Here is a 25,634-nt window from a genome sequence, read left to right on the forward strand (position 1 = left end):
CCGGCGTGGCTGGAGGCTGTTCCTGTGCCGCCGGCGAACGATCTGCGGGCCGCCCCCCGCTCGCCGGTGCTGCCCTCGTACCCCTCGCTCACGTCCTGCCGCCCCTCGGTGACGTTCGGTCAGCCCGGATGAAAGCTCCGGGAGTTGTGCTCAACGCGCCCTTGCGGAGGACGATCCTACGGTTGTGCACCGGGGGCGCATCAAGGGTCTCATGTGGACACGTGCGCGGGCGTACGGTCCCAGTCCTCCGGCAGCGACGGTACCGCCCAGGCCGGGTCCGGGCGCCAGTGCTGCCAGCTGTCCGAGAACGGCGGCTCCCAGGCCCGTACGGCGGCCACCGCGGCCAGGCCCGCCGCCCGCACCCGTTCGGCCGTCTCCGCGTCCATCAGGCCGTCCCGCTGGGCCTGGGCGAACTCGTCCTCGTCGAGCCAGTGCCAACTCCGGTCCGGATGCACGGAGATGTCCAGGAAGTGATCCTCCGAGTCCACTCCGCCGCCCCAACGGGCCAGCGGCTGCTCAAGATTGACGTACCAGTTCTTGAACTGCCAGCCCGGTTCCCAGAACAGCCATACCGACCAGGGCTGACCGGGCCGGGCCAGCTTCAGCACTCCGGTGCCGAACCAGCGGCCGAGCGCCACGGTCCGCGGCTTGGTGTACCGCGACTCCAGCGGCTCCTCGCCGACCGACCTGCCGTCGGCGAACACGGGCCTGACGCACTCGGTGCCGGGGGCCAGCCAGACGGCCAGCAGCTCCTCGTCGTCCCGGACGACGGTGACGGGACGCGCGATGTGGAAACCGTCTCCGGCGTTCTCCCGGTACCGCCAGAGGATCTGGCTCCCCGGAGCCCAGAACCCGGCTCCGCCACCGGTCGCACCGCCCGTTTCCCCGCGCGTCACGCGTCTCACCGCTCCACCGTCTGCCATGCACAGATATTAGGTGCCATAGGCATACGACGCTGCGGCGGACGTCACGGTTCTGGCCGGGCGGCGCGAAACGTTCGCACGCGGTTACGGCCGTGTCATCCGCAGGACATCCAGCGCCTCGTCCAGCTGCCCGACGGTCAGATCACCCTTGTCGACGTACCCGCCCTCGATGACGACCTGGCGGATCGTCTTACGTTCCGCCAGCGCCTTCTTGGCCACCTTGGCGGCCTCCTCGTACCCGATGTACTTGTTGAGCGGCGTCACCACGGACGGCGACGACTCGGCGTACTCCCGGGCCCGCTCCCGGTGCGCGGTGATGCCGTCCACGGTCCGGTCGGCGAGCAGCCGCGAGACGTTGGCGAGCAGCCGCACGGATTCGAGCACGTTCCTGCCGATGACCGGAAGCATCACGTTCAGCTCGAAGTTCCCGGCCGCGCCGGCCACCGCGATCGTCTGGTCGTTCCCGATGACCTGCGCGGAGACCATCAGCACGGCCTCCGGGACCACCGGGTTGACCTTCCCCGGCATGATCGAGGAACCCGGCTGCAGATCCGGCAGCGCGATCTCGGCGAGCCCGGTCCGCGGCCCCGAGGCCATCCAGCGCAGATCGTTGGCGATCTTCGTCAGGCCGACCGCGACGGTCCGCAGCTGCCCGCTGGTCTCCACGATCCCGTCCCGCGCGCCCTGCGCCTCGAAGTGGTTGCGCGCCTCGGTGAACGGCAGCCCGGTGACCCGCGCGACCTCCTCGATCACCGCGGCCGAGAACCCGGGCGGGGTGTTGATGCCGGTGCCCACCGCCGTCCCCCCGAGCGGCAGTTCGGCCAGCCGGGGCAGCGAGGCCCGCAGCCGCTCCACGCCGTACCGCACCTGTGCCGCGTACCCGCCGAACTCCTGCCCCAGGGTCACCGGAGTGGCGTCCATCAGATGCGTCCGCCCGGACTTCACGACGTCGGCGAACTCGTCGGCCTTGCGCTCCAGCGACGCGGCGAGATGCTCCAGGGCCGGGATCAGGTCGCGCGTGACGGCGGCGGTGGCGGCGATGTGGATGGACGACGGAAACACGTCGTTCGACGACTGCGAGGCGTTGACGTGGTCGTTCGGATGCACTTCGCGCCCGAGGCGCTCGGTCGCCAGCGTCGCGAGGACCTCGTTGGTGTTCATGTTGGACGAGGTCCCCGACCCCGTCTGGAACACGTCCACCGGGAACTGGTCGTCCCACTTCCCCTCGGCGACCTCCCCGGCCGCGTCCTGGATCGCCTGGGCCATGTCCTTGTCGACCACCCCCAGCTCGGCGTTCACCTTGGCCGCCGCGCCCTTGATCCGGGCCAGCGCCTCGATGTGCGCGCGCTCGATCCGCTGCCCGGAGACCGGGAAGTTCTCGACGGCCCGCTGCGTCTGGGCCCGCCACTTGGCGTGGACCGGTACCCGGACCTCGCCCATGGAGTCGTGTTCGATGCGGTAGTCGCTCATGCCGGTATCAGCGATCGGTGGGCCGCGGTTGTTCCGGACCGTGGGCCGCACGGGGCACGGGGAGACCTCGGCCTGCTGCATTGGCACCACCGACGTCACCGGGTCGGGGGACTGCGTCCCCGGCTGCCGAGCCGGACATCACGGATAAGTGTGACTATCGGCCCAAGGTGACAGGGCGATTCCCCGCCGTCACCACGGCTGGCAGGAGGACCAACCGATGAACTTCACTCCCAAGGGTCTGCTCGGGGCCACCGCGGCGGTGTCCATAGGCACGGCGGCCCTGCTGGGCGCGGGAGCCGGCTCCGCGGCCGCCGGCGGCGGCTCGCACCGCGCCCACTGCGACCGCGCCGAACGGCCGGTCTGGAGTGGCGATCCCAGCCGCAACGTCACCGGCCGCGGCTGCAGCGTGCCGTCCGGCGGAAAGCGCTGGTACCGCGTCGAGGTCGACACCCTCGTGGAGCCCCGCCACAAGACGGACTACGCGAACGGACCGGTGGAGCGGACCGACACGCGGCACGACACGACCATCAGGTGCATGGGCTACACCAAGGACGGAGACAAGCTGAACTGGTTCGGCTGCATGCCCCACTGACCGGTTCGGCTGCGGCAGCGCCCCGGAAGGGACGGACAGGAGTCGGCGGGGGGCGGAAGAGCACCCCCCGCCGCGCCGGACGCGCTACGCCAGCCCGGGGCCCCGGACCGGAATCGACGTGAACGTCGGAGCCGGGGCCGGGTCCTGGAAGAAGTCGTTGCCCTTGTCGTCGACGACGATGAACGCCGGGAAGTCCTCGACCTCGATCTTCCAGACGGCCTCCATGCCGAGCTCCTCGTACTCGACGACCTCGACCTTCTTGATGCAGTCCTGGGCGAGACGGGCGGCCGGGCCGCCGATGGAGCCGAGGTAGAAGCCGCCGTGCGCGTCGCACGCGGCGGTGACCTGCTTGCTGCGGTTGCCCTTGGCGAGCATCACCTTGGAGCCGCCGGCGGCCTGGAACTGCTCGACGTAGGAGTCCATGCGGCCGGCCGTGGTCGGGCCGAAGGAACCGGAGGCGTACCCCTCGGGGGTCTTGGCCGGACCGGCGTAGTACACCGGGTGGTCCTTCAGGTACTGCGGCATCTCCTCGCCCGCGTCGAGCCGTTCCTTGATCTTGGCGTGCGCGATGTCACGGGCCACGACCAGCGGACCGGTGAGGGAGAGCCGCGTCTTGACCGGGTACTTGGTCAGCTCGGCGAGGATCGTGTCCATCGGCTGGTTCAGGTCGATCTTCACCACGTCGGAGGACTCGTCCAGGTGCTCGTCCGTCGTCTCCGGGAGGAAGTGGGCCGGGTCCGTCTCCAGCTGCTCCAGGAAGACGCCCTCGGCGGTGATCTTCGCGACGGCCTGTCGGTCCGCGGAGCAGGAGACCGCGATGGCGACCGGGCAGGAGGCGCCGTGCCGGGGCAGCCGGACCACGCGCACGTCGTGGCAGAAGTACTTGCCGCCGAACTGCGCGCCGATCCCGATCTTCTGCGTCAGCTCGAAGACCTTCTGCTCCAGGTCCTTGTCCCGGAAGCCGTGGCCGAGCTCGGAACCCTCCGCCGGGATCTCGTCCAGGTAGTGCGCGGAGGCGTACTTCGCGGTCTTCAGCGCGTACTCGGCGCTCGTGCCGCCGACGACGATCGCCAGGTGGTACGGCGGGCAGGCGGCCGTACCGAGCGAGCGGATCTTCTCCTCCAGGAACTTCATCATGGAGGCCTCGTTGAGGACCGCCTTCGTCTCCTGGTAGAGGAACGACTTGTTGGCCGAGCCGCCGCCCTTGGCCATGAAGAGGAACTTGTAGGCACCGCCGTCGGTCGCGTACAGCTCGACCTGGGCGGGCAGGTTGGAGCCGGTGTTCTTCTCCTCCCACATGGTGAGCGGAGCCATCTGCGAATACCGCAGGTTCAGGTTCAGATAGGCGTCGTAGATGCCGCGGCTCAGCGCCGCCTCGTCGCCGCCCTCGGTCAGCACGTTCTGTCCGCGCTTGCCCATGACGATCGCGGTGCCGGTGTCCTGGCACATGGGCAGCACGCCCGCCGCCGCGATGTTCGCGTTCTTCAGCAGGTCGAGCGCGACGAACTTGTCGTTGGCCGACGCCTCCGGGTCGTCGATGATCCGCCGGAGCTGGGCGAGGTGGGCGGGCCGCAGATAGTGCTGGATGTCGTGGATCGCCTCTTCGGCCAGCTTGCGCAGCGCCTCCGGCTCCACCTTGAGGAACGTCCGCCCGTCCGGTCCCTCGACGGTGGACACACCCTCCGAGGTCACCAGCCGGTACGGGGTGGTGTCCTCGCCCTGGGGGAGCAGATCGGTATACGCGAACTCAGGCATCTCAGCCCATTCCTCACTCTGACGGACGGCCGCCCGCCGACGCCGGCGAGCGCTCTCCAGCGTAGGACCTGGCTCCGACACGGAGCTTGTGAGGTAAGGCTCAGTTCGACACGCCCGGGGATGTCCACACCCCTAGTCGCGATCTATCGCGTTTCGGTACTCTGCTGCCGTGGACCTTCAGAAGCAGACCCCTCAGGAGCGCGCCGGAACGCCGGTCGCCGAGCTGCGCGCCTCGGACGCCGACCGTGACCGCATCGCCGACATCCTGCGGGAGGCCCTCGCCGAGGGGCGCCTGACCGCCGACGAGCACGCCGAGCGCGTGGAAGGCGTGCTGAGCGCCAAGACGGTGGGCGAGCTGGAGGTCTTCATACGGGACCTGCCCGCGGCCCACGCCCGCGCGGCCACCCCGCCCTACATGCCGGTACCGCCCCGGCCGACGCCCGGCGCGATCCCCGTCGAGCCGGACGGCAACGTGGTGGCCGTCTTCAGCAGCGCCCGCCGCCGGGGCCGCTGGCGGGCGGGCCGCCGGCTGCACGCGTACGCGGTCTTCGGCTCCGTCGAACTCGACCTCACCGAGGCGATCTTCGAGTACCAGCAGGTCGTCATCAGGGCGTTCTCGATCTTCGGTGATGTCCAGATCCGCGTCCCGGAGAACGTGTCGCTGCGCGGCACCGGCGGCGGCGTACTGGGCAACTTCGAGGCGGACACGCTGGATTCGGTCGACTCCGACGCGCCCGTCGTCTACGTCGAGGGGTGGGCCGTACTCGGCAACGTGGAGGCGCGGCCGAAGCGCGGGAAGCTCGTCGAGGACATCCTGGACCGGGTTCATGACAAGGTCGACAGGAAGTTGCGCAAACACCTGGATCGTTGACGGACGCGAATCACAGCTCGACGCACGGCGCCCGGGGTCGTGAACTGGCCGCCTCGCCACGGCTGTTGAGGACGCTGTGCATAGGCCCGCGCACAGCGGGTAGGCCTTGCTGCATCGTCTCTCGCTCGCGAAGCCGTCGTCAGGAGTAGACCCGTGCTGCAACCGCCGCATTCGTCCCTGCAGGTAGCTGCCGTACCGGCCCAGCGGGTGCCAGTGCGGGACAGGGACCAAGACGCACCCTGGCACACCGAGGCGGTGTGCCGGCGCGACGAGGCCGGCCTGTTCTTCGCACCCTCCAAGGAACCAACCGCCGCCCGGCTGTCCCGGGAGGAGGCGGCCAAACGGGTCTGCGCCCGCTGTCCGGTGATGGTCGAGTGTCGCGAACACGCGCTGCTCCAGCCCGAGCCGTACGGCGTCTGGGGCGGCCTCACCGCAGCGGAGCGCCGCGTGGTCCTGGCCCGGCGCAGGCGCCGCGACATGGAACTGAAGAAGGCGGCACGAGCGGCAGCGGCGAACCGCATAGCGCAGGCGGGCTAGAGAAAAGGCGCCCTCTCCGCACAGAGGGCGCCTTTCGAGTAGTGCCCTGAAGGGGCGCGGGGAACTGCGTGACCAGCCACAACACACCTGTAGCCGCGTGTGGTCAGCAGTCCCCTCCCCGTGGGCGTTACTTGGCCCGGTCGAAATCGACCGCGCTGTACGCCCGCAGCTTGCGCAGCCGATGCTCGGAGTCGATCCGCCGCACCGTCCCCGACTTCGACCGCATCACGATGGACTCGGTCAGCGCGGTCTCCGACCGGTACCGCACCCCGCGCAGCAGCTCACCGTCGGTGATCCCGGTGGCGACGAAGAACACGTTCTCCCCGGTCACCAGGTCCTCGGTGGTCAGTACCCGGTCCAGGTCGTGCCCGGCGTCGATGGCCCGCTGTCGCTCCTCGTCGTCCTTGGGCCACAGCTTGCCCTGGAGGGTCCCGCCCAGGCACTTCACGGCGCACGCCGAGATGATGCCCTCGGGCGTACCGCCGATGCCGAGCAGCATGTCGACACCGGTGCCCTCGCGCAGCGCGTAGATCGAGCCGGCGACGTCACCGTCGGAGATCAGTTTGATGCGGGCACCGGCCTCGCGGATCTCCTTGATGATCCCTTCGTGCCGCGGCCGGTCGAGGATGACGACTGTCACGTCCTCCGGCGTGGCCCGCTTCGCCTTGGCGACGCGCCGGATGTTGACGGCGACCGGCGCGTTGATGTCGACGAAGTCCGCCGCCTCCGGGCCGGTGACCAGTTTGTCCATGTAGAAGACGGCGGACGGGTCGAACATGGCACCGCGTTCGGCCGCGGCCAGCACGGCGATCGCGTTGGGCATGCCTTTGGCGGTCAGGGTGGTCCCGTCGATCGGGTCGACGGCGATGTCGACCTCGGGACCGGTCCCGTCACCGATGCGCTCTCCGTTGAAGAGCATCGGGGCCTCGTCCTTCTCGCCCTCTCCGATGACGACCACGCCGTTCATCGAGACGGTGGAGACGAGGGTCCGCATCGCGCGCACGGCGGCGCCGTCGGCGCCGTTCTTGTCGCCGCGGCCCACCCAGCGACCGGCGGCCATCGCGGCGGCTTCGGTCACCCGGACGAGTTCCAGGGCGAGGTTGCGGTCGGGGGCCTCGGAGGGGACATCGAGTTCGGACGGCAAGTGATGATGCTCGGTCATCGGAGCGCACCTTTCTGATACGACGACGGCCGGATGAGGGTTCCTGTCGACTCTATCGCCAGGCTGACAAAATGAGCAGGGGACCCCACGGATGAGCGCAGCGGGCACCTGCGACGATAGGGGACGTGGCAGGCACGAACGGCAAGCAGAAGACGGTCCGGGACATGATCCTCTCCCTGGCCCTGATCGGCCTCGCGGCGGGCTTCATCTACCTGCTCGTCCCGCACGACGATCACGCTCCCGACATCCAGCGGGTCGACTACCGGGTCGAGCTGCTGACGGCTCGGCGCGCGGCGACCTACCCGGTGGCCGCGCCGGAGGGCCTGCCCAGCGCCTGGAAGGCCACCTCGGTCCGCTTCCAGGGCGAGGCCGGCGACCGCTGGCACCTCGGCTACCAGACCCCCGACGGTCAGTACGTCCAGATCGAGCAGTCGACTCAGAAGCCCACGGACTTCATCACCGACGCGAGCCAGGGCGCGTCGGCCACGAAGACGACCGAGAAGATCGGCGACCGCACCTGGACGCACTACACGGGCGGCCGCTACGACGCGCTGGTGCTGGAGAACACCCCGGGCTCCACGACGGTGGTGGCCGGCACGGCCTCCTTCACCCAGCTGACGAAGATGGCCGCGGCCCTGAAGATGTCGTGACCCGCCCCCGGTACTGACGTGAGAGGCCCCCGGCGCCATTGCCGGGGGCCTCTCACGTGCGTGTGCGGGGTGGCTCAGACGGTCGTGACGACGTCGTCGTACGCCAGGCGCGGGGAGCGCGGGAACCAGGCGTCCGGGCCCGGCTTGCCGATGTTGATGACGACGAACGGGGTGTGGTCGTCGTCCAGGAACTCCTTCTGGACGCCCGCGAAGTCGAGACCGGTCATCGGGCCGGCGGCGAGACCGGCGGCGCGGATGCCGATGATGAAGTACGCGGCCTGGAGGGCGGCGTTCAGCGCGGCGTTGCCCTCGCGGACCGAACGCTCGCCGAAGACGGCGTCCTTGGCCTGCGGGAAGTGCGGGAACAGGTTCGGGAGCTCCTCGTGGAACTCGTTGTCCGCGGAGAGGATCGCGACCAGCGGGGCGGCGGCGGTCTTCTTCTGGTTGCCCTCGGCGAGGTGCTGCACGAGGCGCTCGCGGGCCTCGGGGGAGCGGACCAGGGTGATGCGCAGCGGCGACTGGTTCATGGAGGTCGGGCCGTACTTGACCAGGTCGTAGATGGCCTGGACCTGCTCGTCGGAGACCGGCTCGTCGGTGAAGGTGTTGGCGGTCCGGGCCTCGCGGAACAGCAGGTCCTGGGCGGCGGGGTCAAGAACAAGAGACATGGTTTCGAACTTCCTGGAGATCGCGATCCATGGAATCCGGACCGCGGTCCGGATAGGCTGACGGCACGACCATACGCCGGGAAGGTTCAAGCTTCAACAAAGGCGGGGGCGTGGTGATCCGCCTCACAGCAACCGCCCGATCACACCACCCCGCTCACTCCTGCGCTCACTCCTCCGCCGCGTCTCCGTCCTCCCCTTCCTCCTCCTCGGCCAGTGCGGCGTCCAGCCGGGCCCGCGCCCCCTCAAGCCACCGCCGGCACACCCTGGCCAGCTCCTCGCCGCGCTCCCAGAGCGCGAGGGACTCCTCAAGGCTCGTCCCGCCGGCCTCCAGCCGCCGCACGGTCTCGATCAGCTCGTCCCGCGCCTGCTCGTACGAGAGGGCGGCCTCTTCCGTCCTGCTGCTCATGCACTGACCTTTCTCATCGACGGGTACGACACGGCGTCAGCCGTCCACCCGCACCGTGAACTCGCCCTCGGAGACCCGCGCCCGCAACGCCTCTCCCGGCTCGACGTCCCCCGGGTCGCGCACCACATGACCGTCGTCCTTCTGCAGCACGGCGTAACCGCGCTTCAGCGTGGCGGCGGGGGAGAGGGCCACCACGCGCGCATGGGTGTGCGTCAGCTCGGAGTCGGCGCGGTCGAGCAGATGCCCGAGAGTGCGCCGTGAACGGTCCACCAGCGAGACGACATGATCGGCCCGCTCGTCGACCATCCGGTGCGGATCCTCCATGACGGGCCGCGCCAGCGCGTGCGCCAGCCCCCGCTCCTCCCGCCCCACCAGCCCGTCGACACACCGCCGGGCCCGGTCCCGCAGCATCCGCACCCGCTCCAGCTCCTCGCCGACGTCCGGCACCACCTTCTTCGCGGCGTCGGTGGGGGTGGAGGCGCGCAGGTCGGCGACAAAGTCGAGCAGCGGGTTGTCGGGCTCGTGCCCGATGGCGGACACGACGGGCGTACGGCACTCGGCGACGGCCCGCACCAGCTGCTCGTCGGAGAACGGCAGCAGATCCTCCACGCTGCCACCGCCGCGAGCCACGATGATCACGTCGACGTCCCGCATCGCGTCGAGCTCCTTCACCGCCTGCACGACCTGCGGCACGGCGTGGACGCCCTGCACCGGCACGTTCCGCACCTCGAACCGCACCGCGGGCCACCGGTGCCGGGCGTTCTCCAGGACATCCCGCTCGGCGGCCGAGGCCCGCCCGCACACCAGCCCGATCAGCTGCGGCAGGAACGGCAGCGGCTTCTTCCGCTCGGCGGCGAACAGCCCCTCGGCGGCCAGCGCCTTCTTGAGCGCCTCCAGCCGCGCCAGCAGCTCCCCGACCCCGACCGGCCTTATCTCGGCCGCCCGCAACGACAGCTGCCCACGCGGCGCGTACCACTCCGGCTTCGCGTGGACGACGACCCGGGCGCCCTCACCCACGACATCTGCGACGGCGTCGAACACCTGCCGGTAGCAGGTGACGCCGATCGAGATGTCGTACGACGGATCCCGCAGCGTCAGGAACACCACCCCCGCGCCCGGCCGCCGGGAGAGCTGGGTGATCTGCCCCTCGACCCACACGGCACCGAGCCGGTCGATCCACCCACCGATCAACCGGGACACCTCGCCGACCGGCACAGGCGCTTCGACAGACGTGTTCAAAGCCATGCGCCGAGAGTAACGGCGCCGACTGACAGGCCCGTCACCCCGCGGCCCGCCCGAACGCGGTGAACCCGATGAACGCCATCGCGACCGTGGCGTCGACATGGACGAGGGCCACCGCGCCGTCCGACGTGGCGTCCAGGGGCGTCGGGTTCCCCGGAACCGTCACCGGGACGCGATCTCAGGCCCCCTGAACGCGGCCTTACGATGGGTGCCATGACTGCTTCGCCTGGCCGCCGTGTCCTGCTCGCCGCCCCCCGTGGCTACTGCGCGGGTGTGGACCGCGCCGTGATCGCCGTCGAGAAGGCCCTGGAACAGTACGGGGCCCCGATCTATGTCCGCCACGAGATCGTCCACAACAAGTACGTCGTCCAGACCCTGGAGCGGAAGGGCGCGGTCTTCGTCGAGCGGACCGAGGAGGTCCCGCCGGGGAACATCGTGATGTTCTCCGCGCACGGCGTCGCCCCCGTCGTCCACGAGGAGGCCCAGCGCGGCCGCCTCGCCTCCATCGACGCGACCTGCCCGCTCGTCACCAAGGTCCACAAGGAAGCCGTCCGCTTCGCGGGCGAGGACTACGACATCCTCCTCATCGGCCACGAGGGCCACGAGGAGGTCATCGGCACCTCCGGCGAGGCCCCCGACCACATCCAGCTCGTCGACGGCCCGGCGGACGTGGCCAAGGTCGAGGTCCGCGACGAGTCCAAGGTCGTCTGGCTCTCCCAGACCACGCTCTCCGTCGACGAGACCATGGAGACGGTCGACGCGCTGAAGGAGAAGTTCCCGCAGCTGATCTCCCCGCCGAGCGACGACATCTGCTACGCCACCCAGAACCGTCAGCTCGCCGTGAAGCAGATGGGCGCCGAGGCCGAGCTGGTCATCGTGGTCGGCTCCCGCAACTCCTCCAACTCCAAGCGGCTCGTGGAGGTCGCCAAGCTGGCCGGCTCCCGCGCGGCCTACCTGGTCGACTTCGCCAGCGAGATCGACGAGGCCTGGCTGGACGGCGTGACCACGGTCGGCGTCACCTCCGGCGCCTCCGTCCCGGAGGTGCTGGTCGAGGAGGTCCTGGACTGGCTCGCCGAGCGCGGCTACGGCGATGTGGAGATCGTCAAGGCGGCGGAGGAGTCCATCACCTTCTCGCTGCCCAAGGAACTCCGTCGCGACCTGCGCGAAGAGGCGGCCGCCCTGGTCGCCGAGCGCGGCGGCAGCGGCACCGAGGCGTGAGCGGCGCTCGTACGACGGTGTGACCGGGGGACCTCCGGCGTCGTGACTGTCAGTCGTACCACGTAACGTGGAGCCATGCAGATCTTCGGCGTGGACATCGGTGGTTCCGGGATCAAGGGCGCTCCTGTGGACCTGGACAAGGGCGACCTGGCCCAGGAGCGCTGCAAGGTGCTCACCCCGCATCCGGCGACGCCCGACAGCGTCGCCGACGGGGTCAAGCAGGTCATCGACCACTTCGGGTGGACCGGCCCGGTCGGGCTCACCTTCCCCGGAGTGATCAGCGACGGCACTCATATCCGTACGGCGGCGAACGTCGACAAGAGCTGGATCGACACCGACGCACGCACGCTGTTCAGCGACCGGCTCGGCGGCCTTCCGGTGACCGTGGTCAACGACGCGGACGCGGCGGGCGTGGCCGAGATGCAGTTCGGCGCCGGCCGGGACCGCAAGGGTGTGGTCATCCTGCTCACCTTCGGCACCGGCATCGGCAGCGCCCTGTTCACCGACGGCGAGCTGGTCCCCAACACCGAGCTGGGCCACCTGGAGCTGGACGGCCACGACGCCGAGAAGAAGGCCTCCAGCAAGGCCAAGGAGGACAACGGCCTCAACTGGGAGCAATGGGCGCACCGGGTCACCAAGTACCTCGCCCATGTCGAGATGCTGTTCACCCCGGAGCTGTTCATCATCGGCGGCGGGGTGAGCCGCAAGGCCGACAAGTTCCTGCCCCTCATCGAGGGCATCAGGGCCGAGATCGTGCCGGCCCAGCTGCAGAACAACGCGGGGATCGTGGGCGCGGCGATGCGCGCGGCGCACCACGCGAAGTAGCCGGGGCAGGCAGCAGCAGGCGGCGGGGAGCAGCCGGGGGTCAGCCTCCGCGCCGGTGCCGGATCCGCCGGGGGGTCAGCCTCCGCGCCGGTGCCGGATCAGCCGGATCCGGCGGACGATGACGATCACCGCGGCGACCAGCGTGCCGCCGTAGAGCCAGCCGGCCTGCGTGGACAGGGCCGTCACCAGGCCCATCACACCGCCCAGGAAGCCGCCGCCGCCGTCGTCGGCGACGGTCAGCAGGCCGGCGGCGAAGGCGATCGGGAAGACGACGGGGGCGGTCAGCAGATCGCTCCCGCGCACCCACAGCGCGGTCAGCGCGCACACCGGCAGGGACAGCACGCCGTACGCCGTCAGCGACGCCCCGAACAGCAGGTCGTCCAGGAAGCCGAGCAGGAACATCGCGGTCCCGCAGAACAGGCCTCCGCCGAGTCCGGTGAGCCGTGGGCCGGGCGACGGCCGCCGGGGTCCGGCCGCCGCCGTACGGGCCCCGCCCGGGGCCGGCCGGCGCTCGGCCGTCGCCGGCCGCCGTCCGGCCTGCGGCGGCAGGGGCGGTCGGGGGGCTTCACGGCGCTGTCCGTGCTGTCGGGGACGGGTCCTGTGATGCTCCACCGGACCAACCTAGGTCGGTTAATGTGCCGAATCGCGACCCAGACACGCCGAAACCAAGCCGAAGAGCGGACCTTGTCCAGGTGTTCGACGCGGCCGCCGGTCCGGGCCCCCGAACCCCGTAAACTGGTGGATCGGCCGGCCCGCCGGCACTGGCAGCCTCCGGCTCACTCACCCACTCACTACGGGAAGTCGCAACGTGTCGCTCACGATCGGAATCGTCGGCCTGCCCAATGTCGGCAAGTCGACCCTGTTCAACGCCCTGACCAAGAACGACGTGCTCGCGGCCAACTACCCGTTCGCCACGATCGAGCCCAACGTGGGCGTGGTCGGCGTCCCCGACGCCCGTCTGGTCAAGCTGTCCGAGATCTTCTCCTCGCAGCGGATCCTCCCGGCGACGGTCGACTTCGTCGACATCGCGGGCATCGTGCGCGGCGCCTCCGAGGGTGAGGGCCTGGGCAACAAGTTCCTCGCGAACATCCGTGAGTCCGACGCGATCTGCCAGGTCATCCGTGCCTTCAAGGACGAGAACGTCGTGCACGTCGACGGCAAGGTCTCGCCGAAGGACGACATCGAGACGATCAACACCGAGCTGATCCTCGCCGACCTGCAGACGATCGAGAAGGTCCTGCCGCGCCTCCAGAAGGAGTCGCGGATCAAGAAGGACGTGGCGCCCAAGGTCAAGGCCGTCGAGGAGGCCAAGGAGATCCTGGAGAAGGGCGACACCCTGTTCTCCCAGGGCATCCTCCAGGGCTCGGCCCGCGCCGAGCTCCTCCACGACCTGCACCTCCTCACCACCAAGCCCTTCCTCTACGTCTTCAACGTCGACGAGGACGAGCTGACCGACGACACCTTCAAGGCCGAGCAGCGCGCCCTGGTCGCCCCGGCCGAGGCGATCTTCCTCAACGCCAAGCTGGAGGCGGACCTCGCGGAGCTCGACGAGGAGGACGCCCTGGAGCTGCTGGAGTCGGTGGGCGCCGAGGAGCCCGGCCTCGCCACCCTGGCCCGTGTCGGCTTCAACACGCTCGGCCTCCAGACCTACCTCACGGCCGGCCCCAAGGAATCCCGCGCCTGGACCATCAAGAAGGGCGCCACGGCCCCCGAGGCGGCCGGCGTCATCCACACCGACTTCCAGAAGGGCTTCATCAAGGCCGAGGTCATCTCCTTCGACGACCTGGTGGAGACCGGCTCGGTGACCGAGGCCCGCGCCAAGGGCAAGGCCCGCATGGAGGGCAAGGACTACATCATGCAGGACGGCGATGTGGTGGAGTTCCGGTTCAACGTGTGACCGGCGCGTTACTGTACGTCATCGCGGTTGATTCGACGTGTGGATCCGGGCCGAGCCCTCTTCGTGGACTCGGCCCTTCCGTAGTTCCCGCGCGGGGCTGGCAGGGACGCGCCGGCCGGGTAGCCGGTGGAGGGTGGTCAGGCGAGGGCGGTCAGTGTGCTGTCGGCTGCCGCCAGGACCGTGCGGGTCTGGTGGGCCACCTGCCGGCGCACGGATACCCGGCGTAGTCGCAGGGTCTTCTCGAAGTCCGTGCACCAGGTGGTGAAGAGGTGGTCCAGGTCGCGGTGCAGCCCCGGCGCGGCGGGGTCGTCCGCCGCCTCGAGCAGTCGTAGCAGCAGGCCCGCGGCGCGCAGTGGCTGGCGGCGGGCCACGATGTCCAGCGCGCAGACCTGGGCCGTGGTCAGCCCCGGCGGACCGGCGGCGGCCTGCCGGGCGAGTGGTTCCCAGGAGTCGGCGACCAGGTCGTAGAGGCCGTCGGCCATCCACTCCAGGACGCGTCTGGGCGCGTTGTCCCGGGCCGTCGGCAGAAAGGGGCGCGCCTTGTCGAGGACGGCGGTCACCTGGCGTCCGCCGTCCCGTACCAGCCCGGCGAGGTCGCGCAGGACGGCACCGGCGTCCGGGCGCGGGGACGGGTCGTCGGCCAGGTCGGTCGCCCACAGCGGTACTTCGACGATCGCCGTGACCCCGCCGTACCGCCCGGGTGCGCACCAGGTGGACAAGCCGATGTTCTCGGATCCGGCCGCCAGCCGGGCCGTGCTCTCCGGCGGCGGCAGGACGTAGACGCCGGGGCCGGGGTTCTCCCAGTACAGGGCGTCGAACGTGCCGCGCTGGAGCGGGATGCCGAGCGTCGCGGCCGACTTCTCGAACGGTGTGGCGAGTCGGGGGAGAGTGCGGGTCAACTGGACCCAGGTGCCGCCCGCTTCGACGCTGTGCAGGGAGCACTGGAGGACCGGCCGCAGTTCGTCGATGACGTCGAACAGGGCCTGGCTCTCGGGGAGTTCCCGGGACTCGATGGGTGCCCACTCCGGCTGTTCCGCCGCGACCGGGCGGTAGGCGGCACGGTAGTAGTCGGCCAGGGTGTGGCCGGCCTTGGCCGTCGCCTCTTCGATGCCCTGGCTCAGCGCGGCCCCGTCCGGGTCCAGGCACAGGACGATGTCCCAGGTGACGAGCAACGGGTCGGTCGCCGCGGCCGGCAGGTCGCCGCGCGGTCCCTGCGCCACGGGGGCACTCGGCCCCCGCCCCGCCGGAGCGCTCGGCCCCCGCCCCGCCGGGGCGCGCGTCCCTCGTTCCGTCAGGGCGCGCGCCACCTGCTCCGCCAGGGCGATCGCGGTCGTGCCGCCGACCGGCTCGTCGGGGTGCGGCCGGGCGACCACCAGGACGTGGTGCGGCCCGTGTCCCACGGACAGCATCAGGAGCGGGCGGCCGGCCCGGGACGTGCCGATCCGGCGCAGCCGACCGGTCCCGGGGAACCGGGAGACCAGCCGCCTCGCCGAGTCGGTGACTTCCGCGACCGTGAGGTAACGGTCAGGCATCGGCGTCTGGGTCAGCTGCCGCCGTTGCCACCGCTGTCGCCGGTGGTCTCCTTCTTGTCCAGCGGCCGGATCTCGATCTTGTTCGGCATGCCGTGTCCTCCCGGTGGTGGCGGTGGCGTGCAGTGATTGACGTGCTCTTGCCAGAGTTCGCCGCACCGGCAACCCTTGTCAACGTCCTTGGTCCACCCGTGAGTTGAGGCTCAGGAGATTGGCGCGAAAATGACGGTACCCGCGATGCGGCGGCCTCGGATCAAGCCGGAACACCGGGCCTACCGGACCGTCGACGGCCATGTGCGGATCGGGAGTGTCGTGCACGGCATCGGTGCCGAGGTCACGGATCCCGACGGCTGGGTGTGGACGCTGGTCGAGACCATGGACGGCACCCGCAGCGCCGTGGACATCGTCGCCGAGGTGTCCCGCCGCCACCCGGGACTGCGGCTGCCGGATCCGGACATCGCCCAGGCGATCACGGACCTGACCCTGGCCGGGTACGTGGAGGACGCCGGCGTCGCGCCGCCGGCGGAGCTGTCCGAGCGGGAACGAGAGCGGTACGGCAGGGGTATGACCCTGCTGCGCTGGATGGACCTCCGGCCCCGGGAGAGCGCCTGGGAGCCGCAGCTGCGGCTGCGCCGGGCCCGGGTGCTGCTGGTCGGCGTCGGCGGTACCGGCGGGGCCGCCGCGCGGGACCTGGTGGCCTCCGGGGTGGGCCGGCTGCACTGCGTCGAACCGGACGTCGTCGAACTGTCCAACCTCAACCGGCAGACCCTCTTCGGCGAGCGCGACCTCGGCACGCCGAAGATCGACGCGGCGCTGGCGGCACTGCACGCCCTGAACTCGGACACGACGGTCACGGGCGAACGCCGGGAGGTGCTCGGGCCGACGGACCTCGAAGAGCTGCTGACCGCGGGCTCCGGCGGCGCGGGCTACGACGTGCTGCTGCTGGCCGCCGACCGCCCCGCGGCGATCCGCAGGTGGGCCAACCAGGTCTGTCTGGCCACCGGCACGTCGTGGGCCGAGGCCGGGTACCGGGGCCCGCTGGTGAGCGTCGGGGTGTTCGCGCCCGGCCGGGGCGCGTGCTGGGAGTGTCTGCGCAGCGCCGAGATCGAGCGGCGCGATCTGCGGCTCGCGCCCGGCCAGGACGAGGAGGTCGCCTCACCCCGGATGCCGTGGAACCCGGTCAACGCGGTGACCGCGGGCCTGTCCGGCAGCCTGCTGGCCCATGCCGCGCTGATGCTGCTGTGCGGGATCCCGCCGGTCGACCCCGGATGCCGGTTCGGCCTCAACCTCATGCTGCCCGGCGACCCCGTCATGCAGCGCTCCGAGCGCCGCCCCGACTGCCCCGCCTGCGGCGCGGCCCGCGCGGCCCGGCCGGCCGGGGAACTCGCGTGACGGAGACGGCGGCGATGGACCGGCTCCGGATCGAGCCGTCGACCCGGGTCCTGCTGCACGACCTCGGGACACGGCGGGACCGGGACGAGTGGATCGTGGGCCGCATGGCCACCCGGACCTTCGTCGCCCTGCCCGCGGCCGGGGCCCGGGCGGTGGAACTCCTCGGCCAGGGACTGAGCGTGGCCCGCACGGCGGAAGCGCTGCGCGAGGAGACCGGCGAGGAACTCGACATCACGGACTTCGTCCGGGACCTGGCCGCCCTGGGGTTCGTGGCGCGGATCGGGGACTGCCCGGTTCCGGACGCCGTGCCGCCGCGCGCATCACTGCCCTGGCTGCGGCCCCGCGCCGTCCGGCTCGCCCTGCACCCGGCACTCGCGGTGCTCGTCGCGGTACTGCTGACGGCCGCCGTCGCCGTCCTGGTCCGCCGTCCCGACCTGGTCCCCGGCTACCGCGACCTGCTGTGGAGCCCGCACGGCAGCCTGGTCCTGCTCACCGGGGCGGCGGCCGGGTGGGCGCTGCTGTTCGCCCACGAGCTGGCGCATCTGGTCACCGCCCGGGCCGCGGGTGTGCCGGGGCGGATGCGGCTGGGCACCCGGCTGCAGTTCCTCGTCATGCAGACCGACATCAGCGGCATCGAGCTCGCGCCCCGCCGCCACCGGCTGACGGCCTACCTGGCCGGTATCGCCCTCAACCTGTCCGTCGCCTCGGGCCTGGTGCTGGTCCTCGCCCTGACGGACACCGGGACGACGGTCCACCGGGTGCTGGCCGCGGCCCTGCTGCTGGCCCTGCTGCCGCTGCCCTTCCAGTGCATGGTGTTCACGCGCACGGACCTCTACTTCGTCCTCCAGGACGTCACCGGCTGCCGGAACCTGTACGGCGACGGTCTGGCCTACGCCCGCTACCGATTCCGCCGGCTGCTGCGCGCCCTCCACCCCGGTGCGCCCCGCTCCGGCCCGTCCCACTCCGATGCGCCCCACCCCGCCGCGACCGGTGACCCGAGCACCCGGCTCCCGCCGCACGAGCGCCGCGCCGTCCGGCTCTACAGCTGTGTCCTCGTGGCCGGCACGGTGGCCTGCCTGGCGTTCATGGCCGCCGTCACCCTTCCCGCCGATCTCACCCTGCTGGTCCGCGCGGCCCGCGGACTGGGCCCGGACCACGGCCTCGCGCGCAACGCCGACTCGGCGGCCGTGCTGGTCACGCTGGGCGGGGTCAACGTCCTGTGGCTGGTCACCCGCTGGCGCGCCCGCCGCGCCCGTCGGTCCGCCGGAAGGTCCTGAGCGCGGCGCCGGCAACCCGGCACCCGCCGGCTACGCCGGCTACGCCGACTCGCGCAGCCGCAGTTCCGTCCCCACCGTCAGTTCGTCGGGGCGCAGCGGGCCGGCTCCGGTCAGGAGTCTGGCCGTCTGTTCGACGGCGAGCGCGCCGAGGCGGCGGGTGTCCAGGGCCACCGTGGTCAGCGCCGGCTCGACGAGGGTGCCCAGGCCGAGGCCGTCGAAGCCCAGCACGGCGAGATCCTTGGGGACCTGGCGGCCGAGCCGGCGGGCGGCGCGCAACGCTCCGAAGGCGATGATGTCGTTGAACGTGAACACGGCGGTCAGGTGCGGGTACCGGGCCAGGAGTTCCTGGAGCGCGCGCTCCCCGCCGTCCACGCTCTGGTCGGCGCGGGCCACCGAACCGGAGTCCAGCGCGCACGCGGACATCGCGGTGTCGAACCACTCGTGCCGGACGCTCGGCTCGGAGCGCTCCGCGTGGTCCAGCATGCCGATGTGCCGGTGTCCGGCCCCTATCAGGTGGCGTATCGCGGCGTGCACCCCCGCCTCGCCGTCGATCCGGATCGAACTGAACCGCTCGGTGGGGCGCTTCCGGTCGATGAGGACGACGGGCAGCCCGCGGGTGAGCCGCGCGATCTCGTCCTCCGGCAGGCTCAGATAGCCCACCACGGCGTCCACCTGCGCGGCGATCACCTCCAGGGTGCCCTGCTCCTCCTCGACGCGGTCGCCGGTGTCGTACACCACGACGTGCCAGCCACGGCCCCGGGCCGCGTCCAGCGCGGCGGCGGCGACCTCGGTGAAGAACGGGTTGAGCAGGTCGGGGATCACCAGTCCGACGCTGATCGTGTCCTGCCGGACCAGCCCCCGGGCGAACCGGCTCGGCCGGTAGCCCAGCTCGAGGGCGGCGTCCAGGACGCGCTGCTTGGTGGAGACGCCGATCTCGCCCTTGTCGTTGAGCGCGCGTGACACGGTCTGCCGGGACACGCCCGCGGCCTCGGCCACATCGTCGATCGTCACCCTGCGGGGTCCGGTCCCCGACGGCGCCATCTCTCACCTCCGTGCAATTGCCGACGCGACCGCGTCGCAGGGACACCGAGTATGCCGGGTCCGATGTTCTGAGCCTTGACACTCCGGCGGACCGAAGCTCACACTCCCAATCAACTTCCCGTTACCGCTCCCGTGAGCGCTCACGTTACCGCTCACGGAACCTGATTCCAACCAGAAGGCATCCGCCTCCAGGTGTCAACGTCGACCCGCCTGCCGACCCTCGGCAGGCGTTCTCTGGAACGGAAGATATGAGCAGCACAGTCACACGCACCCGCCTCGCCGCCGCGGTCGCGGCCGCCACCGCGGGCATCGTCGTACTCGCCGGGTGTTCCTCGTCCGGTTCGTCGGACAAGGCGTCGTCCGCCTCGTCCTGCGCGCCCGCGAAGGGCAAGGTCACCCTCCAGTACTGGAACACGGTCCCGGGCATGGACAAGGTCGTCGCCCTGTGGAACAAGCAGCACCCCGACGTCCAGGTCGAGACCAAGAACATCTCCAACGACCAGTACGGCACCCTCGGCAACGCCCTCAAGGCGGGCAAGGCGCCGGACCTGGCCCAGGTCGGTTACGACGAACTGCCCAACCTGCGCACCCAGAACGCCTTCGTGGACGCCTCCGCCTGCAAGGCGGCCACCGCGGCCAAGTCGAAGTTCGTGCCCTGGACCTGGTCGCAGACCAGCTTCGGCAACACCGGGGTGTTCGCCCTCCCGCAGGACACCGGCCCGATGGCCCTGTTCGTGCGTACCGACATCTTCAAGAAGTACAACGTTGCCATCCCCACGACCTGGGACGAGTACGCGACGGCCGCCGAGAAGCTGCACAAGGCGGATCCCAACCTCGACATCACGTTCTTCGACCCGAACAACGCCGAGTGGTTCAACGGGCTCCTCTGGCAGAACGACGCCCACATGTACGGCTACTCCGGTGACAAGTGGCAGGTCAGCGTCGAGTCGGCGCAGAGCAAGCAGGTCGCGGACTACTGGCAGAAGCTGATCTCCGGGAAGCTGGTGCGCACCGACCTCGCCAACGGGTCGACGCAGATGTACGCGGCGTACCAGAAGGACCAGATCGCCAGCTACGTCGGCGCCGCCTGGGGCTACAGCATGTTCCGCGACAACCTGCCCAAGCAGTCGGGCAAGTGGTCGATCGTCCCGATGCCGACCTGGGGCGCCAACGGCTCCTCCGGTGACTGGGGCGGCTCCACCGTCGCGTTCATGAAGGGCAGCAAGCACCTCTACGAGTCTGTCGAGTTCAACACCTGGCTGAACTCCGACCCGCAGGCGCTGGCGCTGGAGAACGAACTGGGCGGCCTCTACCCGGCGGCCGACGCCGGGCTGAAGCTGCCCGCGCTCTCCAAGGGCGTGCCGTACTACAACAACGAGAAGATCTTCGACGTCTTCGCCGACTCGTCCAAGAAGATCGACACCAGCTTCAGCTGGGGCCCCACCCAGAAGACGGTGAACCTGGCGCTCCAGGACGCGATGGCCAAGGCCGCGGCCGGCGACGGCACCCTCACCGACGCGCTCGCGGCCGCCCAGGCCTCCGCGCTGAAGTCGATGAAGGACCAGGCCATTCCGGCCGAGGCGGGCAAGTGACCGCCGTATGACCGACATCGCGCCCCGCCCGACCAGCGCGGTGCTGCCGACCGGGGGCCGTCGTCGTCTCGACGGCGGCGGCCCCCGGCTGGGCACCATCGCCGCCTTCGTCACCCCGTTCTTCCTGCCGTTCCTGCTCTTCTACCTGGTGCCGGTCTGCTACGCGCTCTGGCAGAGCTTCCGCGTGGTGCGCCGCAGCGGAGGGCAGTACGGCAGCTCCTACACGACCTTCGGTGGCTTCGACCAGTACGTCCAGGTGTTCCAGAACACCGAGTTCTGGTCCAGCATCGGCCGGATCGGCCTGTTCGGCATCGTGCAGGTGCCGGTCATGCTGTTCGTCGCGCTGACCATCTCGCTGCTCCTGGACACCCCGCTGCTGAAGGCCAAGGCGTTCTTCCGGATCACCGCGTTCATGCCGTACGCGGTGCCCGGTGTGATCGCCGCGATCATGTGGTCGTACCTCTACTCGCCGCAGCTCAGCCCCGTCGTCGACCTGCTGAACGGCGTCGGGCTGCACCCCGACTTCCTGGGCCCGGGTGCCGTGCTCTGGTCGGCCGCGAACGTCTCCACCTGGCTGTGGACCGGCTACAACATGCTGATCATGTTCTCGGCGCTCCAGTCGATCCCGCAGGAGCTCTACGAGGCCGCGAAGATCGACGGCGCCTCCAACTGGACGATCGCCTGGCGGATCAAGGTCCCGATCATCGCCCCGTCGATCGTGCTGACCACGGTGTTCTCGATCATCGGCACGCTCCAGCTGTACGCCGAGCCGGCCGTGCTGCGGCAGATCTCCTCGAACATCTCCAGCACGTTCACCCCGAACATGCTCGCCTACACGGTGGCCTCCGGGAACAACTACCAGCAGGCTGCGGCCATCTCCGTCGTCATCGCCGTCATCACCTTCGTCTTGAGCTTCGGGTTCATGCGACTGACCTCGAAGAAGGCCGGACTGTGAGCAACCACCCCTCCGTGAGCAAAGAGAGCCGCGTCAGCCGTACCGCCGCCATGGGCCTGATGCTGCTGCTGGCCGTGTACTTCCTGCTGCCGGTCTACTTCCTGGTCGTCGCGTCGACCAAGCCGCAGGGCGACCTCGCCTCCACCAACGGGCTGGCGTTCTCGCACTTCAACCTGTTCGACAACCTGCACGTCCTGTTCACCCGCAGCGACGGCATCTTCGGCCGCTGGATCCTCAACACCGTCATCTACGCGGTGCTGGGCGCGGCCGTCGGCACCCTGATCTCCGCGCTGTGCGGCTACGCCCTCGCCAAGTTCCGGTTCCGCGGCCGGGAGTTCCTGTTCTCCGTCATCCTCGGCGGCGTCCTGGTGCCCACCACCGCGCTCGCCCTGCCGCTGTTCCTGCTGTTCTCGGCGACCGGGCTGGTCAACACCTACTTCGCGGTGTTCCTGCCGAGCATCGTCAGCCCCTTCGGCGTCTACCTGGCGCGGATCTTCACCAACGCGGCGGTCCCGCAGGAGCTGATCGAGTCGGCGCGGCTGGACGGCGCGGGCGAGTTCCGCACCTTCTTCTCGGTGGGGTTCCGGCTGATGACACCGGCCCTGGTGACCATCTTCCTGTTCCAGTTCGTGGCCATCTGGAACAACTTCTTCCTGCCGATGGTGATGCTGCAGAAGGAGTCCCTCTTCCCGATCACGCTCGGCCTGTACGAGTGGAACGGCCAGACCGCCCGGGCTCCCCTGCTGCAGCAGTCCATCATCACCGGCTCGCTGGTGTCGATCGTGCCCGTGATCATCGTGTTCATCCTGCTCCAGCGCTTCTGGCGGACCGGTCTCGCCGCCGGTTCCCTCAAGTGACCACCCGGAAGGTGCCCCCCGTCATGCCCGACTCAGCCGTCTTCGTGCCCCACTTCCACTGGGACCGGGAGTGGTACGAGCCGTTCCAGGTGTTCCGGCACCGCCTCGTCACCGCCCTGGACACCGTGCTGGCTACCGCCGACGCCGACCCGGACTTCCGGTTCACCGTCGACGGGCAGATGGCCGCGGTCGAGGACTACCTGGAGATGCGCCCGGAGAACCGCGACCGGGTCGCCGCCCTGGTCCGCGAGGGCCGGCTGGCCGTCGGACCCTGGCTGATCCTGCTCGACGAGTTCCTCTGCTCCGGCGAGACCATCGTCCGCAACCTCCAGATGGGGTGGGCGGCCGCGGAGCGCCTCGGCGGGGCCATGCCCATCGGCTACCTCCCGGACATGTTCGGCCATGTCGCGCAGATGCCGCAGATCCTGGCCCGCGCCGGCATCGAGCACGCCGCCCTGTGGCGCGGGGTGCCCGGCTCGGTCGACGGCCACGCCTTCCGCTGGCGCGCCCCCGACGGCTCCGAGGTCCGCACCGAGTTCCTCTTCGACGGGTACGACAACGGACTCGACGTCCTGCTGGTGCCGGACCGGATCCGGCAGGCGCTCGCCGAGTACGCCGAGCTGACCGCCGGGCGCTGGGGCGGCGACCCGCTCCTCGCCATGGCCGGCACCGACCACAACGCGCCCGACCCGAAGCTGGGGGACTGGCTGCGGCGGGCCTCCGGCGAGCAGCGGCCGATCACCGTCGGCACGCTCGACGAGTACCTCCGCAAGCACGTGCGGGACGAGGTGACCGCCGTCGTCACCGGTGAACTGCGCAGCCACGTCCGGGGCAACATCCTGCCGGGCGTGCTGTCCGTGCGGCTCGGGCTCAAGCAGCGGATGGCCCTCGCCGAGCGGACCGTCGACCACGCCGAGCGGATGAACGCCCTGTGGTCCCGGCGCGACGAGTCGCACTTCCTCGCCCTCGCCTGGCACAAGATCATCGAGTCGACCGCCCATGACTCGGTGGTCGGCTCCGGCACCGACGAGACCTGTGACCAGGTCGCCGCCCGCCTCGCCGAGGCCACGCAGACCGCCCGCGCGGTCCGGGACGCGGCCCTCGCCGAGCCCGCCGCCCTGGTCCCGAGCGACGGCCACCTGGTCGCCAACCCGCTGCCCGTACCCCGTACCGCACTGGTCGAGGTGGACGTCGTGGCCGCGCCGGAAGGGCGCACGCTGGTCGCGACCACCGCCGACGGCTCGGCGCACCCCGTCCAGCTGGTCTCCGAGGCACCCACCGTCCTCAGCGACGAGCGGCTCGACGCCTCGCAGCTCGAACGCGTGCTGCGCCGTATCCACCGCCGCGAGCTGTTCGGCCTGCTCATCGACCGCTACGAACTCACCCCGAACTCCCTGGTCTTCCACCTCGCCGAGGCACCGGCCGGACCCTTCGACCTGATGACCCTGCGCGGTGAGGTGGCCGCCGCCGCGGCCGCGCACCCGGGGGAGTGGCGGGTGCGGACCCTGGCCCAGGCCCGGGCCACCGCGCTGGTGTCCGTGCCCGTCCCGGCCGGCGGACTGGCCGCCTTCCGGGTCGAGCCGGCCGACCGGCCCACCGCCTTGGCGGCACAGCCGGTGACGGCGACACCCGAGCGCCTCTCCAACGGCCTGGTCGAGGTCACGGTGGCCGCCGACGGCACCCTGGAGGTGACCGGACCCGACGGCACCGTCCTGTCCGGAGTCGGCCGCCTGGTCGACGGGGGCGACCGGGGCGACAGCTACAACTACGCCCCGCCGGCGCACGACGCCCTCGTCTTCGACCCGGCCCGGGTCGGTGTCGAACTCCTCGACCGGGGCCCGCTGCGGGCCAGGCTGCGCGTCACCCGCGTCTACGACTGGCCGGCCGCGCTCGCCGACGGCGACCGGGACCGGCGCGACGGCCGTACCGTCGCGACCCCCGTGGACATGGTGGTGGAGGTTCGCGCGGGCGAGCCGTTCGTCCGGATCTCCACCGCGTTCCTCAACCAGAGCGCCGACCACCGGCTGCGCTTCCACGTGCCGCTGCCCGAACCCGTCACCACCTCCGCGTCGGCCGGGCAGTTCGCCGTCACCGAGCGCGGACTGACCGCCGAGGGCGGCTGGGGCGAGTACCCCCTGCCGACCTTCCCCGCGAGCTCCTTCGTGTCGGCGGGCCCGGCCACCGTCCTGCTCGACCACTCCGCCGAGTACGAACTCGTCGACGACGGCTCCGCCCTCGCCCTCACCCTGCTGCGCGCCATCGGCTCGATCAGCGTCAACCTCCACCCCCTGCGCGACGAACCCGCGGCGAGCGAGATCCCCGTCCCCGGCGCGCAGGACCTGGGCATGCGCATCGAGAACCGGTTCGCCGTGCTGCCCTGGGCGAGCGGCTGGCAGGGCGCGGACGCGGTCGCGCTCGCCGAGGAGTTCCGGGCCGACGTCCTGGTCGCCCGCGGGACCGCGACCGGCGGCGCCCCGCTGCCCCCGGACGCGACGGGGGTGCGGGTCGACGGCCGGGACGTCCAGGTGTCGAGCATCCGCCGGGTCACCGACCCCGGGCACGGGCCCGGCACCGAGGTCCGGCTGGCCGCCCTGCGCGACACCGCGACGGCCGTCCGGGTGACCGGCGCCTTCACCGAGGCCACGACCGTCGACCTGCTCGGCCGGCCGATCGCCGCGGAGCCGGTGACCGGGGACGGCCTCGAACTCCTCCTCGGCCCCTGGGAGATCCGCACCGTCGTCCTGCGCTAGCCGCCAACACCCCCCGAGACCCAGAAAG

The 25,634-nt window shown here is 70.9% G+C and carries 24 protein-coding genes; 13 read left to right on the top strand and 11 right to left on the bottom strand.

What is annotated here, in order from left to right:
* Positions 1-209: 209 nt before the first annotated feature.
* Both ABZ642_RS03655 and ABZ642_RS03660 read right to left on the bottom strand, forming a co-directional pair.
* Positions 210-923 (bottom strand): DUF402 domain-containing protein, encoded by a 714-nt coding sequence (locus ABZ642_RS03655; protein ID WP_360476486.1) that lies wholly within the window; start codon positions 921-923, stop codon positions 210-212.
* Between the two features lie 84 nt (positions 924-1,007).
* Complete coding sequence (locus tag ABZ642_RS03660; RefSeq protein ID WP_360476489.1) at positions 1,008-2,393, bottom strand: class II fumarate hydratase; 1,386 nt, start codon at positions 2,391-2,393, stop codon at positions 1,008-1,010.
* 217 nt (positions 2,394-2,610) lie between these two features.
* On the opposite strand from ABZ642_RS03660, the gene ABZ642_RS03665 reads away from it, so the two are divergent.
* On the top strand, positions 2,611-2,985 hold the full coding sequence (locus ABZ642_RS03665) for a hypothetical protein (protein WP_360476492.1): 375 nt from the start codon (positions 2,611-2,613) through the stop codon (positions 2,983-2,985).
* A gap of 84 nt (positions 2,986-3,069) precedes the next feature.
* Here the strand turns inward: ABZ642_RS03665 and ABZ642_RS03670 are convergent, their stop codons facing one another.
* A complete protein-coding gene (locus ABZ642_RS03670; protein WP_360476495.1) occupies positions 3,070-4,740 on the bottom strand; it encodes a fumarate hydratase in 1,671 nt (556 codons plus the stop codon).
* A 169-nt stretch (positions 4,741-4,909) separates the two neighbouring features.
* On the opposite strand from ABZ642_RS03670, the gene ABZ642_RS03675 reads away from it, so the two are divergent.
* Together ABZ642_RS03675 and ABZ642_RS03680 are read left to right on the top strand one after the other, a co-directional pair.
* Positions 4,910-5,611, top strand: a complete 702-nt coding sequence (locus ABZ642_RS03675; RefSeq protein ID WP_360476497.1) for a DUF1707 domain-containing protein — start codon at positions 4,910-4,912, stop codon at positions 5,609-5,611.
* A gap of 153 nt (positions 5,612-5,764) precedes the next feature.
* Positions 5,765-6,148 carry a WhiB family transcriptional regulator gene (locus ABZ642_RS03680; protein WP_089099070.1) on the top strand — a complete coding sequence of 128 codons (384 nt, stop codon included), beginning with the start codon at positions 5,765-5,767 and terminating at the stop codon, positions 6,146-6,148.
* A gap of 127 nt (positions 6,149-6,275) precedes the next feature.
* On the opposite strand, the gene glpX is transcribed toward ABZ642_RS03680, so the two are convergent.
* Complete coding sequence (gene glpX / locus ABZ642_RS03685; protein ID WP_360476500.1) at positions 6,276-7,310, bottom strand: class II fructose-bisphosphatase; 1,035 nt, start codon at positions 7,308-7,310, stop codon at positions 6,276-6,278.
* Between the two features lie 125 nt (positions 7,311-7,435).
* On the opposite strand from glpX, the gene ABZ642_RS03690 reads away from it, so the two are divergent.
* Positions 7,436-7,960: a DUF4245 domain-containing protein gene (locus ABZ642_RS03690; protein ID WP_360476503.1), complete on the top strand. Its 525-nt coding sequence runs from the start codon at positions 7,436-7,438 to the stop codon at positions 7,958-7,960.
* Between the two features lie 74 nt (positions 7,961-8,034).
* Here ABZ642_RS03690 and ABZ642_RS03695 read toward each other — a convergent pair whose 3' ends face one another.
* From ABZ642_RS03695 to ABZ642_RS03710, 4 genes are all read right to left on the bottom strand, one after another.
* The gene (locus tag ABZ642_RS03695; protein ID WP_360476506.1) at positions 8,035-8,625 is read right to left on the bottom strand and encodes a malonic semialdehyde reductase; all 591 of its coding nucleotides are present in this window, start codon (positions 8,623-8,625) and stop codon (positions 8,035-8,037) included.
* Positions 8,626-8,791: 166 nt separating this feature from the next.
* On the bottom strand, positions 8,792-9,031 hold the full coding sequence (locus ABZ642_RS03700; RefSeq protein WP_360476509.1) for an exodeoxyribonuclease VII small subunit: 240 nt from the start codon (positions 9,029-9,031) through the stop codon (positions 8,792-8,794).
* Between the two features lie 36 nt (positions 9,032-9,067).
* Complete coding sequence (gene xseA / locus ABZ642_RS03705; RefSeq protein ID WP_360476512.1) at positions 9,068-10,276, bottom strand: exodeoxyribonuclease VII large subunit; 1,209 nt, start codon at positions 10,274-10,276, stop codon at positions 9,068-9,070.
* Positions 10,277-10,310: 34 nt separating this feature from the next.
* On the bottom strand, positions 10,311-10,439 hold the full coding sequence (locus ABZ642_RS03710; RefSeq protein WP_360476515.1) for a hypothetical protein: 129 nt from the start codon (positions 10,437-10,439) through the stop codon (positions 10,311-10,313).
* Positions 10,440-10,477: 38 nt separating this feature from the next.
* On the opposite strand from ABZ642_RS03710, the gene ABZ642_RS03715 reads away from it, so the two are divergent.
* Both ABZ642_RS03715 and ppgK read left to right on the top strand, forming a co-directional pair.
* Entirely contained in the window at positions 10,478-11,491 is a 1,014-nt protein-coding gene (locus ABZ642_RS03715) for a 4-hydroxy-3-methylbut-2-enyl diphosphate reductase (protein WP_360476518.1), read from the top strand.
* 75 nt (positions 11,492-11,566) lie between these two features.
* On the top strand, positions 11,567-12,316 hold the full coding sequence (ppgK, locus tag ABZ642_RS03720) for a polyphosphate--glucose phosphotransferase (RefSeq protein ID WP_360476521.1): 750 nt from the start codon (positions 11,567-11,569) through the stop codon (positions 12,314-12,316).
* 75 nt (positions 12,317-12,391) lie between these two features.
* Here the strand turns inward: ppgK and ABZ642_RS03725 are convergent, their stop codons facing one another.
* On the bottom strand, positions 12,392-12,928 hold the full coding sequence (locus ABZ642_RS03725) for a DUF6542 domain-containing protein (protein ID WP_360476524.1): 537 nt from the start codon (positions 12,926-12,928) through the stop codon (positions 12,392-12,394).
* Positions 12,929-13,124: 196 nt separating this feature from the next.
* Here ABZ642_RS03725 and ychF point away from each other — a divergent pair, with 196 nt between their 5' ends.
* Positions 13,125-14,213: a redox-regulated ATPase YchF gene (ychF, locus tag ABZ642_RS03730; protein WP_360476528.1), complete on the top strand. Its 1,089-nt coding sequence runs from the start codon at positions 13,125-13,127 to the stop codon at positions 14,211-14,213.
* A gap of 137 nt (positions 14,214-14,350) precedes the next feature.
* On the opposite strand, the gene ABZ642_RS03735 is transcribed toward ychF, so the two are convergent.
* Entirely contained in the window at positions 14,351-15,745 is a 1,395-nt protein-coding gene (locus tag ABZ642_RS03735; RefSeq protein WP_360476531.1) for a M14 family zinc carboxypeptidase, read from the bottom strand.
* A gap of 219 nt (positions 15,746-15,964) precedes the next feature.
* On the opposite strand from ABZ642_RS03735, the gene ABZ642_RS03740 reads away from it, so the two are divergent.
* Positions 15,965-17,134 carry a ThiF family adenylyltransferase gene (locus ABZ642_RS03740; RefSeq protein WP_360476534.1) on the top strand — a complete coding sequence of 390 codons (1,170 nt, stop codon included), beginning with the start codon at positions 15,965-15,967 and terminating at the stop codon, positions 17,132-17,134.
* Positions 17,131-18,411, top strand: coding sequence for a hypothetical protein (locus ABZ642_RS03745; protein ID WP_360476537.1), 1,281 nt, complete (start codon positions 17,131-17,133; stop codon positions 18,409-18,411). The genes ABZ642_RS03740 and ABZ642_RS03745 overlap by 4 nt, the downstream gene beginning before the upstream one ends.
* Before the next feature lie 39 nt (positions 18,412-18,450).
* On the opposite strand, the gene ABZ642_RS03750 is transcribed toward ABZ642_RS03745, so the two are convergent.
* Positions 18,451-19,452: a LacI family DNA-binding transcriptional regulator gene (locus ABZ642_RS03750; protein WP_360476540.1), complete on the bottom strand. Its 1,002-nt coding sequence runs from the start codon at positions 19,450-19,452 to the stop codon at positions 18,451-18,453.
* 248 nt (positions 19,453-19,700) lie between these two features.
* Between ABZ642_RS03750 and ABZ642_RS03755 the strand changes: the two genes are divergently transcribed.
* Genes ABZ642_RS03755 through ABZ642_RS03770 form a run of 4 tightly spaced genes read left to right on the top strand, consistent with a single transcriptional unit; the run spans position 19,701 to position 25,606 of the window.
* Positions 19,701-21,044: an ABC transporter substrate-binding protein gene (locus ABZ642_RS03755; protein ID WP_360476543.1), complete on the top strand. Its 1,344-nt coding sequence runs from the start codon at positions 19,701-19,703 to the stop codon at positions 21,042-21,044.
* Between the two features lie 7 nt (positions 21,045-21,051).
* Positions 21,052-21,999, top strand: a complete 948-nt coding sequence (locus ABZ642_RS03760; RefSeq protein ID WP_360476546.1) for a sugar ABC transporter permease — start codon at positions 21,052-21,054, stop codon at positions 21,997-21,999.
* 50 nt (positions 22,000-22,049) lie between these two features.
* On the top strand, positions 22,050-22,856 hold the full coding sequence (locus tag ABZ642_RS03765) for a carbohydrate ABC transporter permease (RefSeq protein WP_360477581.1): 807 nt from the start codon (positions 22,050-22,052) through the stop codon (positions 22,854-22,856).
* A gap of 23 nt (positions 22,857-22,879) precedes the next feature.
* A complete protein-coding gene (locus tag ABZ642_RS03770) occupies positions 22,880-25,606 on the top strand; it encodes an alpha-mannosidase (RefSeq protein WP_360476549.1) in 2,727 nt (908 codons plus the stop codon).
* Positions 25,607-25,634: the final 28 nt, after the last annotated feature.

It is taken from the genome of Streptomyces sp. NPDC007157 (assembly GCF_040634235.1).
GTDB lineage: Bacteria > Actinomycetota > Actinomycetes > Streptomycetales > Streptomycetaceae > Streptomyces.

Bases quoted from the DNA above. Each gene is read 5' to 3' on its own strand.
- ABZ642_RS03655 (WP_360476486.1), bottom strand. From the start codon at position 923: ATGGCAGACGGTGGAGCGGTGAGACGCGTGACGCGCGGGGAAACGGGC.
- ABZ642_RS03660 (WP_360476489.1), bottom strand. From the start codon at position 2,393: ATGAGCGACTACCGCATCGAACACGACTCCATGGGCGAGGTCCGGGTA.
- ABZ642_RS03665 (WP_360476492.1), top strand. From the start codon at position 2,611: ATGAACTTCACTCCCAAGGGTCTGCTCGGGGCCACCGCGGCGGTGTCC.
- ABZ642_RS03670 (WP_360476495.1), bottom strand. From the start codon at position 4,740: ATGCCTGAGTTCGCGTATACCGATCTGCTCCCCCAGGGCGAGGACACC.
- glpX (WP_360476500.1), bottom strand. From the start codon at position 7,310: ATGACCGAGCATCATCACTTGCCGTCCGAACTCGATGTCCCCTCCGAG.
- ABZ642_RS03695 (WP_360476506.1), bottom strand. From the start codon at position 8,625: ATGTCTCTTGTTCTTGACCCCGCCGCCCAGGACCTGCTGTTCCGCGAG.
- ABZ642_RS03700 (WP_360476509.1), bottom strand. From the start codon at position 9,031: ATGAGCAGCAGGACGGAAGAGGCCGCCCTCTCGTACGAGCAGGCGCGG.
- xseA (WP_360476512.1), bottom strand. From the start codon at position 10,276: ATGGCTTTGAACACGTCTGTCGAAGCGCCTGTGCCGGTCGGCGAGGTG.
- ABZ642_RS03715 (WP_360476518.1), top strand. From the start codon at position 10,478: ATGGGTGCCATGACTGCTTCGCCTGGCCGCCGTGTCCTGCTCGCCGCC.
- ppgK (WP_360476521.1), top strand. From the start codon at position 11,567: ATGCAGATCTTCGGCGTGGACATCGGTGGTTCCGGGATCAAGGGCGCT.
- ABZ642_RS03735 (WP_360476531.1), bottom strand. From the start codon at position 15,745: ATGCCTGACCGTTACCTCACGGTCGCGGAAGTCACCGACTCGGCGAGG.
- ABZ642_RS03740 (WP_360476534.1), top strand. From the start codon at position 15,965: ATGACGGTACCCGCGATGCGGCGGCCTCGGATCAAGCCGGAACACCGG.
- ABZ642_RS03750 (WP_360476540.1), bottom strand. From the start codon at position 19,452: ATGGCGCCGTCGGGGACCGGACCCCGCAGGGTGACGATCGACGATGTG.
- ABZ642_RS03755 (WP_360476543.1), top strand. From the start codon at position 19,701: ATGAGCAGCACAGTCACACGCACCCGCCTCGCCGCCGCGGTCGCGGCC.
- ABZ642_RS03760 (WP_360476546.1), top strand. From the start codon at position 21,052: ATGACCGACATCGCGCCCCGCCCGACCAGCGCGGTGCTGCCGACCGGG.
- ABZ642_RS03765 (WP_360477581.1), top strand. From the start codon at position 22,050: ATGGGCCTGATGCTGCTGCTGGCCGTGTACTTCCTGCTGCCGGTCTAC.
- ABZ642_RS03770 (WP_360476549.1), top strand. From the start codon at position 22,880: ATGCCCGACTCAGCCGTCTTCGTGCCCCACTTCCACTGGGACCGGGAG.